General features: G+C 63.4%; 14 protein-coding genes. 9 read left to right on the top strand and 5 right to left on the bottom strand.

The window, feature by feature from the left end:
* Window positions 1–484: 484 nt before the first annotated feature.
* Both H0O22_RS12990 and H0O22_RS12985 read left to right on the top strand, forming a co-directional pair.
* Entirely contained in the window at window positions 485–943 is a 459-nt protein-coding gene (locus H0O22_RS12990; RefSeq protein ID WP_185188448.1) for an EVE domain-containing protein, read from the top strand.
* On the top strand, window positions 940–1,701 hold the full coding sequence (locus H0O22_RS12985; protein ID WP_185187023.1) for a hypothetical protein: 762 nt from the start codon (window positions 940–942) through the stop codon (window positions 1,699–1,701). Before H0O22_RS12990 ends, H0O22_RS12985 begins: the two co-directional genes overlap by 4 nt.
* Here the strand turns inward: H0O22_RS12985 and H0O22_RS12980 are convergent.
* Window positions 1,682–1,909, bottom strand: coding sequence for a DUF2811 domain-containing protein (locus H0O22_RS12980; protein WP_010315385.1), 228 nt, complete (start codon window positions 1,907–1,909; stop codon window positions 1,682–1,684). The two genes, H0O22_RS12985 and H0O22_RS12980, sit on opposite strands and share 20 nt — an antisense overlap.
* A gap of 357 nt (window positions 1,910–2,266) precedes the next feature.
* On the opposite strand from H0O22_RS12980, the gene H0O22_RS12975 reads away from it, so the two are divergent.
* Complete coding sequence (locus tag H0O22_RS12975) at window positions 2,267–3,145, top strand: NAD(P)-dependent oxidoreductase (RefSeq protein WP_185187022.1); 879 nt, start codon at window positions 2,267–2,269, stop codon at window positions 3,143–3,145.
* Here H0O22_RS12975 and H0O22_RS12970 read toward each other — a convergent pair.
* Genes H0O22_RS12970 through H0O22_RS12960 form a run of 3 tightly spaced genes read right to left on the bottom strand, consistent with a single transcriptional unit; the run spans window position 3,108 to window position 4,046 of the window.
* A complete protein-coding gene (locus H0O22_RS12970) occupies window positions 3,108–3,494 on the bottom strand; it encodes a DUF1818 family protein (RefSeq protein ID WP_370521455.1) in 387 nt (128 codons plus the stop codon). The two genes, H0O22_RS12975 and H0O22_RS12970, sit on opposite strands and share 38 nt — an antisense overlap.
* Window positions 3,495–3,506: 12 nt before the next feature.
* Window positions 3,507–3,737: a DNA-directed RNA polymerase subunit omega gene (locus tag H0O22_RS12965; RefSeq protein WP_185187021.1), complete on the bottom strand. Its 231-nt coding sequence runs from the start codon at window positions 3,735–3,737 to the stop codon at window positions 3,507–3,509.
* Between the two features lie 3 nt (window positions 3,738–3,740).
* Window positions 3,741–4,046, bottom strand: a complete 306-nt coding sequence (locus H0O22_RS12960; protein ID WP_185187020.1) for a hypothetical protein — start codon at window positions 4,044–4,046, stop codon at window positions 3,741–3,743.
* An 86-nt stretch (window positions 4,047–4,132) separates the two neighbouring features.
* Here H0O22_RS12960 and H0O22_RS12955 point away from each other — a divergent pair, with 86 nt between their 5' ends.
* The 3 genes from H0O22_RS12955 to H0O22_RS12945 all read left to right on the top strand — a co-directional run bounded on the left by H0O22_RS12955 (window position 4,133) and on the right by H0O22_RS12945 (window position 6,864).
* Window positions 4,133–5,689 carry an Hsp70 family protein gene (locus H0O22_RS12955; protein ID WP_185187019.1) on the top strand — a complete coding sequence of 519 codons (1,557 nt, stop codon included), beginning with the start codon at window positions 4,133–4,135 and terminating at the stop codon, window positions 5,687–5,689.
* Window positions 5,690–5,769: 80 nt separating this feature from the next.
* On the top strand, window positions 5,770–6,600 hold the full coding sequence (locus H0O22_RS12950) for a hypothetical protein (RefSeq protein WP_185187018.1): 831 nt from the start codon (window positions 5,770–5,772) through the stop codon (window positions 6,598–6,600).
* 42 nt (window positions 6,601–6,642) lie between these two features.
* A complete protein-coding gene (locus tag H0O22_RS12945) occupies window positions 6,643–6,864 on the top strand; it encodes a ferredoxin-thioredoxin reductase variable chain (RefSeq protein WP_010315371.1) in 222 nt (73 codons plus the stop codon).
* A 3-nt stretch (window positions 6,865–6,867) separates the two neighbouring features.
* Here the strand turns inward: H0O22_RS12945 and pyrR are convergent, their stop codons facing one another.
* The gene (gene pyrR / locus H0O22_RS12940) at window positions 6,868–7,416 is read right to left on the bottom strand and encodes a bifunctional pyr operon transcriptional regulator/uracil phosphoribosyltransferase PyrR (RefSeq protein WP_185187017.1); all 549 of its coding nucleotides are present in this window, start codon (window positions 7,414–7,416) and stop codon (window positions 6,868–6,870) included.
* Between the two features lie 239 nt (window positions 7,417–7,655).
* Here pyrR and gpmI point away from each other — a divergent pair, with 239 nt between their 5' ends.
* Genes gpmI through msrB form a run of 3 tightly spaced genes read left to right on the top strand, consistent with a single transcriptional unit; the run spans window position 7,656 to window position 9,958 of the window.
* Window positions 7,656–9,227, top strand: coding sequence for a 2,3-bisphosphoglycerate-independent phosphoglycerate mutase (gene gpmI / locus H0O22_RS12935; protein ID WP_221625486.1), 1,572 nt, complete (start codon window positions 7,656–7,658; stop codon window positions 9,225–9,227).
* A 20-nt stretch (window positions 9,228–9,247) separates the two neighbouring features.
* Window positions 9,248–9,484, top strand: coding sequence for a preprotein translocase subunit SecG (gene secG, locus H0O22_RS12930; RefSeq protein ID WP_185187016.1), 237 nt, complete (start codon window positions 9,248–9,250; stop codon window positions 9,482–9,484).
* Window positions 9,485–9,958 carry a peptide-methionine (R)-S-oxide reductase MsrB gene (gene msrB / locus H0O22_RS12925; RefSeq protein WP_185187015.1) on the top strand — a complete coding sequence of 158 codons (474 nt, stop codon included), beginning with the start codon at window positions 9,485–9,487 and terminating at the stop codon, window positions 9,956–9,958. It begins immediately after the preceding gene.
* Window positions 9,959–10,466: the final 508 nt, after the last annotated feature.

Genomic DNA, 10,466 nt, shown 5'->3' with positions numbered 1-10,466 from the left:
GGATCTCGAGGAGGAAAACATAAGTTATCTGCACTCACATAGGCAGGGCTGTCGCGCTGCAAATCCATTAATCAGCATTGGTTATCGATAATTTGCTATGCAAGATAAATTTAAACTCCAAGGCGGTTTGATGAGGGCTGAAATCGGGACTGGCTCAGGTCGAGAGCAATAAAAGAGATTTGGTTGGGGTGAGTTGGCAACATGAAAGTTCTATTGAACGAAAGCAACGCTGCCCATACATATTAATCCGCAAATCTCTATACTATTTCATAGCCCAGCAATTTAAATTGCAGGGGTTTCTCATCCAGCATTTAGGTGTGTCAGGCGGCTCAGATCATGAACCCAGTGCAGCAGCTCCAATTTGATAGCTTGCAGAATTTGTGAGGAATCAAACTTTCGCCTATGATCAGATAGAACATGAAAAATTCATCGCTTGTCTTGATGTCCTTGATATGATGTCCTTGATACGCATGGTGAGATGAGGTTGAACTATTGGCTGATGAAGAGCGAGCCGGATGTCTATGGTATCCAGCATCTCCAGAAGGAGGGTACAACCCTCTGGGATGGAATTCGCAACTATCAAGCGCGCAATTTCATGCGCTCGATGTCCATCGGTGATCGGGCGTTTTTCTACCACTCCAATGCCAAACCGCCGGGCATTGTCGGGATGATGGAAGTGATCGAAACCGGGATCACCGATCCCTCTCAGTTCGATTCAGGGAACAAATACTTCGATCCCAAATCCAAACCGGAGGCACCGCGCTGGGACTGCGTTCGGCTCAAGTACATCGGCACGTTTGGTTCCCTCTTGAGCCTGGATGCCCTGCGGGAACAGTTCAGCGTTGAGGACTTGCCCGTCGTCCGGCAAGGCAATCGCCTCTCGATCCTGCCGGTCCCCGAGGCCAGCGCAGAGCGACTCTTGGCCCTCCTCGGTCCCCTTTGAAGCAACCCCAGATCCACCCGGGGCGAGCCCTGCTCGACAGCCTCAGCCAGCTGAGGGCTCACCCGTGGGTTGTTCTGGGATTTACGGCCAGCCTGTTTGGCCTGCACCTGCTCGGTTGGACCGTCTTTGGTCTGGGGGATGGCGTCAGCAACGCCGTCCTCAGGGTGTTGCTGTACGGGCTGGGCGTCAGCCTCTATGCCGTCAGCCTGATCTGGCTAATCGATGGGCTCACCCGGGCTGGGCTGGACCTGAGCCGCGGGCGGGTCCCCCAGGCCCACTCCCTCTATCGCTGGCACGGGGCCTGCAGCTGGCACCTCACCCGGGGAGTCCTGCGCCTCACCGCCGCCCTCAGCCTGATCGTGCTGATGAGCTTTTTGAGTTGGTCGTTTCTGCTGCTGGTGGCGCAGCCCCTGGCCCCCCTGCCCCTCGTGCTGGGTGTGGTCCTCGGAGGGGGGCTAGCCCTCAGCCAGCTCTTCAACGCCTGCTTGGTGGTGGCTGAAGGGCTGGGGGCCACGAAAGCCTTTCGCGCCGGCTTCGTGCTGCTGGAGCACCAGGGGCCTGGATTAATCGCCCTGGCGGGGATGCTGCTCGCCATCACCGTGCTCCCCTTCGCCTTGGGCCTCTTGAGCGAACTGCTCTGGGATGGCTCAGGTATGTCGGTCACCTGCGTGGTGGTCGTGCCCGCCCTGTGTCTGATGGCTACGACCGTGACCAACAGCTACGTCCAATGGCGCCTGATCAGGCGAGGGGCTCGCTGAAGCGCGATTGCTGCGGGAAGAGGTTGGCGAGATAGCAACGGGTGATCTCGCGGGTCTGCACCCCGTTCTGCACCAGAAACCCCGCCAGAGCGGCCTGGAAGAGGCGGTACTGGTCCCAGTTGGGGTGGGCCTCGATGAAGCCCTGCATGGACTGAAGCAGGGGCTCGGGAACCTCAGCGCACATGCTCACCGTTCCAGTTGCTTCCATGCCGTTCCTGCGGTCGATGGGACTAGTTCCCCACAACGCGGGGGAACGGTCAACAGCACCCTGACGGGCTCATTCCCAGCCGTTCTCAGGCCTAGATACCAGCCAGCAGAGGGGATGCAGCCCCGTCCATGGGCACCAGGGGGCGCCGCTGCGGGGGGCCTCAGGGCTTGTCAACAGGCCTTGCCGATTCCAGTCCCGTTCTCCCCAGCCCGCCGCTATCACTGACCGCTCTCGGGCTGGGGCTGTGGAAAAACGGTGCAAAACCCTGGGGAAGACGTGCGCTCCCCTGGGAGAAAAACGCTGATCAGCAGTCCTGATCAGAGCGATGATCTCATCAGCAATCTCACCCCCAACGCCATGGCCATCGCCCTGTTTGGAACCGGCCTCCTGGGGGGAGCCATCGCCAGTCGACTGCTGGAGGGCGAGCAGGAGCTCTGGGTCTGGAACCGCACCGCCAAGCGCTGCCAGTCCTTGATCCAGGCCGGGGCCCGGACGGCCCCCACGGCCCAGGAGGTAGCCGGGAAGGCGGACTGGTTGGTCACCGTGCTCAGCGATGGGCCCAGCACGGAAGCGCTGCTCCTGGGGGAGCTCGATCAGCAGCTCGCCGGGCGCGGCGTCATTCAAATCGCCACGATCGCTCCCGAGCAAAGCCAGGCCCTGGCCGCCGGGGTGGCGGAACGGGGCGGGCGCTACCTCGAAGCCCCCGTCCTGGGCAGCAAACCGGAAGCACTGGTCGGTCGGCTGCAGCTGATGGCCGGAGGAGAGCCCGAGGTTTTCGCCGCGGCCGAACCCCTCCTCAAGCAGCTCAGCGAAGCCCCGCGGCACCTCGGCCCAGTCGGCAGCGCCATGGCCTGCAAGCTGGCCCTCAATCAACTGATCGCGAGCCTCACTCACGCCTTCAGCCTCTCGCTGCATCTGGTGCAGCGCAGCGGCGTGGACGTCGAGAGCTTCATGGAGATCCTGCGGGGCAGCGCCCTCTACGCCCCGACCTTCGACAAGAAATTGGAGCGGGAGCTCCAGGGGGACTACGCCAACCCCAATTTCCCCACGGCCCACCTGCGCAAGGACCTCGCGCTATTCCTCGAGGCCTCCCAAGCCGCGGGGCTCAATGGCGAAGGACTGAAGGGGCTACTGCAGTTGCTGCAACGCTCCAGCGACGCCGGACTGGATGGGCTCGATTACTGCGCCCTGCATGCCCTCACGGCTGGCCATGGAGCTGGGAAAGCGCCGCACTGAAACCGGCGGCGGCCCCACGGCTCCAGCTGCCCTCAATCGCCCGCTGGCCTGGCTCAGGGCTGAGCATCACCCGCAGGGTCCAGCCCCGGCGATCACCATCCAGGCAGATCCACCAGCCCCCTCGCTCGAGCTCCAGCTCGATCGCTTCTTCGGCCATCAACTGATCGATCAGCTGACGGTGTTGATCGATCAAATCCCGCAGCCCATCGCGCAGGCCGAAGGCTTCAGCCTCACTGAGCTCAGCGGCCCAACCGTCACCGCCAATCAAGACCGAAAAAGGGTGACGGCCGGCATCCCAAGCCAACCGCCACCCTTCTCCTTCACGCTGAATCACGGCCACGACGGGCACGGATCTTGAAGCTCAGCCAGGCAGCAGGTCAGGCTGATCCTGCTCGTCGCTCAGCTCGATGATGGCGCGCTGAACGGGCTTGACCATCGAATCCTCCAGCAGACCATCGAAATCATCAAACCGACGCTGTTTGGCGCGGAAGGCGATGCGAACGGTGGTCAGGTAGCGGTTGCTGGAGTGCCGAACGAGATTCTCAGCGCGCTGCGCGAGCTCTTTGGGGCTGACGTTGACGCCGAGATACATGCACTATTCGCCGATCGACTCATCGTAGGTCAGCAGACTGCTGGGCAAGGGAACGGTGACGGGGAAGACCATTGGCTCCTCACCGGCGACCATTAGACGAATCTCCCGGGCCAACTGCAACGCCTCCAAGGGGGGCCGCAGCAAATCGATCACGCCGCAGACCATGGCCCGGTGGGCTAGATCCCTGCATTCGATCCGAAGGGAGCCCCAACCCCGGGACAGGCGGGCCGCCAGCAACGGATCCAGGCGACGCGCCTGCTCAGGGTCTTCCCGATAGAACGACCAAAGGGCAACAGCAACCCGCTCCATGACCCAAGACAAGTCCCGCTTGTCTCACCATGAAGCCTGATTTTGCGTCACCCTCTTAGACGGCAGTTTCCCTTCAGCTTTGGCCAATGGCCGGCACCCTCGCCATTGACCTCGGCAGCACCACCACGGTGGTGGCCCATCAAGGCGCCAATGATCCCGAGGCCCAGCTGCTGCCCCTGCCGCCCTTCAGCAGCGCCGAGCCGGTGGCCATCCCGAGTCTGATCTGGCTCGCGGACCGGGACAGCGATCAACCCCTGATCGGTCGCCAGGTTGTCGAAGGGGGCCTGCTGGAGCGCGAAGGCCCCCAACTGCAGCGGGATTTCAAACGGCTGATTGCCCAACCCAGCCGTGAGAGCAGCGACAGCTGGTTGACCCCGGAGCAAAGCGGACGCCTGCTGCTCGAGCAGATCTGGTCGCACCTCCCGGCGAGCGTCAGCCCGGATCGGCTAGTGCTGACCGCCCCCATCGATGGCTACCGGGGCTACCGCCAATGGCTCCTGGACGCCGTCGAAGCCATGGATGTCCCCGATGTGGCCTTGGTGGATGAACCCACCGCGGCCGCCATCGGCGCAGGCCTCCCCCCCGGAAGCCGCGTCCTGGTCGTCGATGTCGGCGGTGGAACCACGGACCTCTCATTGGTGGCCCTTCCCGGTGGGGAAGGGCGCGCCGCCCCCATCGCCCAATTGCTGCGCTTTGGCGGCCGCAACCTGAGCGGGAGCCAACAAACGATGCGCACCGCCGAGGTGCTGGGTAAGGCCGGCTTGGCACTCGGGGGACGCGATTTAGACCGCTGGATCGCCGCGCACCTCTGCCCGGATCTTCCCCATCCGCCACGGGGACTCCTGCAGGTCTGTGAGCGGCTCAAATGCGAGCTCAGCACCCAGGAGGAAGTCCTCGCCCTTTGGACTTCCACGGGAGCATCGACCCCGATCCCCTTGCGCCTGCAGCGGGCCGGCTTCGAGCAACTGCTGCTGGAGCAAGGGCTGCTGCGCTTGCTGGATGAACTGCTGGAAACCGTGCTGGCCGGAGCCAGGGCCGCGGGCGTTCAAAGCGAGGACATCGACGCGATCCTGCCGGTGGGGGGAAGCGCTCAAATCCCCTTGATTCGCGGCTGGCTTCAGCAACGGCTCCCGGGCACGCCCCTGCGGGACAGCCGTCCCGTGGAAGCCGTCGCCCTAGGGGCCTTGAGCCTCACCCCCGGCGTTCGCATCAAGGACGTCCTCAGCCAGGGGGTCTCCCTGCGTTGCTGGGATCAGCGCAGCGGTGAACACCGCTGGCATCCGCTCTTCGTGGCCGGTCAGAGCTGGCCGATCGAGCAACCCCTGGTAATTCGCCTCTCCTGCAGCCAGAGCAATCAGCAAGCCCTGGAATTGGTGCTCGGGGAACCCCAGGCGGAAGAGCGCAGCGAGGTGGTCTTTGTGGATGGGCTGCCCGTCCTGCGCCGCCAACGGGCAGGAGAGGCCCGGGTCCAGACCTGGCCGCAGGCCCCCATCCAGATTCCGCTGAGCCCCGCCGGCGAGCCCGGGGAGGACCGCATCGAGCTGCGCTTTTGGATTGATGGGGCGGCTCACCTGCAGGTCGAGGCCTTGGATCTGCAGACCCAAATGCGCCAAGACGCCATCGATCTGGGCGCTGTTCGCTAGGCCGGCTCAGGCGCTGCCCCTGGCCGCGTGATCGCCGGAGGGCGGCTGCATAGAACGGAAGCGGATTCCAGACCCGCCACTTGGCCCTCCGCCGACACCGGCTTCCACGTTTTTGGCTGGTGCTCACCTTGGGTTTGGTGGCATCGGGGGTCGGTGCGGCCTATTGGTGGGAAAAACAACTTCCGGCTCGCCTCGAGCAGGCCTCCAAAGCCGGGCGATTGGATGACTGCCTGCTCTACGGCGAGCAGCTCTCCGCCCTGCGCTGGCTGGGGGGCCAAGCGCCACTGGAACTCAGCCATTGCCGCCGGCTGAAAGCCGATCAGCTCTGGCAGGCCAACCAGCGGGCCCAGGCCCTGCAACTCCAGCGCCTGCTGGTCAACTCCGGCAACAGCACGCCGGAGGACCAGCAGCGCCTGCTGGCCTGGCAAAAGCAACTGGAGAACGAAGCCCTCAGCCTCTATCGCCGCGGTCAACTGGAGCAGGCGATCGCGGTCCTGAAGAGCCTCAATGCCGACCAGAACCCCCAGGGCACAGCGCTGGGCGATCAACTCCGCGAAGACTGGAGCCGCAACCGGTTTCAGAAGGAGCGGGCCGCCCGGCTGATCCCCCAGGAGCGCTGGTGGGAAGCCCTCGATGCCCTCAACCGGATCGAACACCCCTGGTGGAGGACCCGCACCCAGGGGCTGCGCCAGCAGGTGGAAGCCGGTATCGAAGGGCTCCGCCAACGGGACCATGGCGAGCACGATTCCCACGGCGGCCTGGGCTCCAACGTCCCCGAGGCCCAGCTCAACCGCCTGGTGGGCCAGAAGCTCGAGCAGGGACTCGATGACTGGCAAGCCTTCAGCCAGGCCTGCGCAGAGCTCGGGGGACAGGTCGTTGAAGACGGTCCCGAAACGGCCTGCAGGCGTTAATCACGCGTGACAGGATGGGCTCCACGTCTAAGGCCCCCCTTCATGCAGGCAGGAGATCAAGTCACGGTCAGCCAGAGCGTTGTGGTCTTCCACCACCCGCAACATCGCGGCCAGGCCTTCGATCTCAAGGGCCAGCAGGGTGAAGTCTTCCAGGTCCTGAACGACTACAAGGGCCGCACCATCAGCCCGACCATGCCCGTGATCGTGGCCTTCGGAAAATTCCGGGCCCACTTCCGCGCGGACGAACTCGAAGCGGTGGCCTGAGGGTCAGCCTTCGGGCTCCCCTTTTAAAAGGAAGACCCCTTCCTCACCATCAATGCCCTTGAGACAGAGGGCGATTAGTTCCTGCCGGTTCGTCGGAACCACCCGGCCGCAGAAGTCGGGTTGAATCGGCAGCTCCCGGTGACCGCGGTCCACCATCGCCAGCAGCGAGACGCGGCGAGGACGGCCCCAGGCCTGCAGGGCCTCAAGCGCGGCGCGCACGGTGCGGCCGGTGAAAATCACGTCATCCACCAGCACCACCTCCTTGCCATCGAGGCTGGAGGGCAGGGAAGTCGGTGTCACCAGTCGCGTGCCGACCCGATCGAGGTCATCTCGGTGGAAGGTGGGGTCGACGCTGCCGCAGTCCACGGGATGGCCCGAGAGCTGCTCCAGCAACTGAGCCAGGACCTCCGCCAAAGCCACCCCCCGGGTCGGAATCCCCAGGAGGACCAGATCGCGGCTGTCATCCAGGCTCTCCAGCACCTGGGAGGCCAGACGGTTCAGGGTTCTTCCGAGCTCAACCGCGGACAGAATTTCAACGCGATCGGCGGCCATGGGTCTAAGCGGAGGGCGCGATGGTAGTGGGAATCCCCGGTGTAGCCAAAAGCTGACGCAACCATGCTGAGGACTGGCTTCGGGCAAGGCAAGAGGTAGGTTGGACCTATCTGGTCGTGTAGGGAAAGGCGGGGTTTTATCGGGTGACAGTCGTACCGTCCACCGAATCGGGCTCGCACAAGGCGGCATCCACCGCCGGGCCTTCAGATCCCTCCCGGAAGGGTGCTATTTCACCGGTCGTGCTGTGCATCCTGGACGGATGGGGCTACCGGCACGACGACGTTCATAACGCCATCCGGGCTGCCCAAACCCCGGTGATGGATGCCCTCTGGCATGCCTATCCCCACACCCTGATCGAAGCCAGCGGAGCCGATGTCGGCCTGCCCGACGATCAAATGGGCAACTCCGAAGTCGGCCACCTCACCATTGGTGCCGGTCGAATCATCCGCCAAGAGCTCGTTCGCATCAGCCAGGCCGTGCGGGACGGCAGCATCGCGGAGAACCCAGAACTCAACGCTTTAGCCGAGCAACTGCAGAGCAGCGGCAAAACCCTGCACCTAATCGGACTCTGCTCCGACGGCGGCGTCCACAGCCACATCGACCACCTGGGCGGCCTCCTGCATTGGGCCAAGGCACGCGGGCTCAAGGATGTGTGCATTCACGCCATCACCGATGGCCGTGACACGCCTCCCCAGAGCGCCGAGCCGTTCCTGACCAAGATCGAAGCCCAAATCGAAGCGGCAGGCGTTGGCCGGATCAGCACCCTCTGCGGGCGCTATTGGGCGATGGACCGCGATAGCCGTTGGGAGCGCACCGAGAAGGCCTACCGGCTCCTGACCGAAGACGGCACGATCACCGAGCAAACCCCGCAGGAGGTGCTGCAGGCCTCCTACAGCGAGGAGATCTACGACGAATTCCTGGAGCCCACCCGCTTGGCTTCCGGGTCCATCCAATCCGGCGATGGCCTGGTGGTCTTCAACTTCCGCCCCGACCGGGTGCGCCAGCTGGTCAAGGCCCTGGTCCTCGAGGACTGCGACGGGTTCGAGCGGAGTTTCATTCCCGATCTGAACGTGGTCACGTTCACCCAGTACGAGGCCGGGCTCCCGGTCAGCGTGGCCTTCCCGCCCGAGTCCCTCGACGGCCTACTCGGTCAGGTGGTCTCCGAGGCCGGCCTGCGTCAATTCCGCACTGCCGAAACCGAGAAGTACCCCCACGTCACCTACTTCATGAACGGTGGCATCGAGCAGCCCTACCCCGGTGAAGACCGTCACCTCGTGCCCTCGCCTCGGGTCGCCACCTACGACCAGGCACCAGCGATGTCGGCCGAGCAGCTGACCGACAACTGCATCTCCGCCATCAACAAGGGCATCTACTCCCTGGTCGTGATCAATTACGCCAACCCCGACATGGTCGGCCACACCGGAGCCATGGAGGCCACCGTGGAAGCCATTGGCGCCGTCGACCAGGCCGTCGGCCGCCTGCTGGAGGCAACGAACCGCATGGGCGGCACCTTGATCGTGACCGCCGACCACGGCAACGCCGAGCTGATGGAAGGCCCCGACGGCCTGCCTTGGACTGCGCACACCACCAACCCGGTGCCGCTGATCCTGGTGGAAGGTGAGAAGCGCAAGATTCCCGGTCATGGCACCGCGGTGGAACTGCGCAGTGGCGGCGGCCTGGCCGATGTCGCGCCGACCCTGCTGGAGATCCTGGGCCTGGAGCAGCCGAGCCGGATGAGCGGCACCTCTCTCATCCATCCCCTCGGCAGCCCGTCTCAGTCCAGTCGCATTCCCCAGACCCTGGGCGTCTAGTCACTGCCTAGGCTGCACCGATGATTCAAAGCGTCCTCACCTGGATCTGGCTCAGCAGTGGCGCACTGCTGGTCATCACCGTGCTCCTGCACAGCCCGAAGGGCGATGGCATGGGTGGCTTGGCCTCCAGCGGCAGCTCGATGTTCACCAGCGCCCGCAGCGCCGAGGCAACCCTGAACCGCATCACATGGACCCTGCTGGCCATCTTCCTGGGACTGGCCACAGCCCTCAGCGCTGGCTGGTTCAAGGGCCTCTAAATGACACGTCGAGGACTGCTCGCCTCCCTGGCTCTGCTTGTAGGGGGCAAATCAGCGGAGGCGGCCGCCAAGGCCGGCGATCCCCAGTGGCAACTCAGTGACGCCCAATGGAAGCAACGGCTTTCCCCCGCCGCCTACCAAGTGCTGCGGCAAGAGGGCACTGAGCGGCCTTTCTCCAGCCCACTGAACAACGAAAAGCGCGCTGGGATCTTCAACTGCGCCGGCTGCGACCTGCCGCTGTTCAGCTCCAAGGCCAAATACGACAGCGGCACCGGTTGGCCCAGCTTCTGGGAACCCCTGGCCAATGCCATTGGCACCAGCGTCGACTTCAAGCTGATCGTGCCCCGCACGGAATACCACTGCCGGCGCTGCGGCGGTCACCAGGGCCACGTCTTCAACGACGGGCCTCGCCCCACCGGGAAGCGCTACTGCAACAACGGAGTTGCGTTGACGTTCAAGCCCGAGGACTCCTGACAACACAGGGGTTCAGGAGAAAAGGGTCAACAACTTTCATCACAGCTATAGCCAGAGCTGACCACATCACAAGCCACTGTACTCAGCAGGAAAGAGAGGCCAGCTCTAACTCACTCGTACAAATTGCCAGAAAAGGTCGAACCAATCAGGTGAGCACATCCGCTCACAGCGTTCAGCTAGTTACGAACGACACCTCACCGCTTGAACGACCTCAGGATCATCTCTTCACGACAGCCCGGTCGTTTACTGGGAAGACGACGAGGGCCCCAACACCTCTTCTGTTCGCCTACCTGACCGCTGCTTGATACAACAGCAGATACCGCCACCACTAATGCTCCATCTAGCCTTGGAGGGCTAGCACGATCGAGTTCATTGAAGACCTACCAACAACCTGCCTGGCACTCTTACCAAATGATCATCAGCTTGCCGACAAGACTTTTTGACAACGACTATTTATTCCACTTCTTCCTGTTCCACAGCCAAGAAACAAGCACTTGAACAAAGGACA

Source organism: Synechococcus sp. LTW-R (assembly GCF_014217875.1).
GTDB lineage: Bacteria > Cyanobacteriota > Cyanobacteriia > PCC-6307 > Cyanobiaceae > Vulcanococcus.
The sequence above is the reverse complement of the archived record's forward strand: the minus strand, read 5'-3'. Positions and strand labels throughout refer to the sequence as shown.

Excerpts from the sequence above, each read along its gene's own strand:
- H0O22_RS12945 (WP_010315371.1), top strand. The coding sequence starts at position 6,643 with ATGCAGGCAGGAGATCAAGTCACGGTCAGCCAGAGCGTTGTGGTCTTC.
- H0O22_RS12960 (WP_185187020.1), bottom strand. The coding sequence starts at position 4,046 with ATGGAGCGGGTTGCTGTTGCCCTTTGGTCGTTCTATCGGGAAGACCCT.
- H0O22_RS12980 (WP_010315385.1), bottom strand. The coding sequence starts at position 1,909 with ATGGAAGCAACTGGAACGGTGAGCATGTGCGCTGAGGTTCCCGAGCCC.
- H0O22_RS12955 (WP_185187019.1), top strand. The coding sequence starts at position 4,133 with ATGGCCGGCACCCTCGCCATTGACCTCGGCAGCACCACCACGGTGGTG.
- msrB (WP_185187015.1), top strand. The coding sequence starts at position 9,485 with ATGACACGTCGAGGACTGCTCGCCTCCCTGGCTCTGCTTGTAGGGGGC.
- H0O22_RS12975 (WP_185187022.1), top strand. The coding sequence starts at position 2,267 with ATGGCCATCGCCCTGTTTGGAACCGGCCTCCTGGGGGGAGCCATCGCC.
- secG (WP_185187016.1), top strand. The coding sequence starts at position 9,248 with ATGATTCAAAGCGTCCTCACCTGGATCTGGCTCAGCAGTGGCGCACTG.
- pyrR (WP_185187017.1), bottom strand. The coding sequence starts at position 7,416 with ATGGCCGCCGATCGCGTTGAAATTCTGTCCGCGGTTGAGCTCGGAAGA.
- H0O22_RS12965 (WP_185187021.1), bottom strand. The coding sequence starts at position 3,737 with ATGTATCTCGGCGTCAACGTCAGCCCCAAAGAGCTCGCGCAGCGCGCT.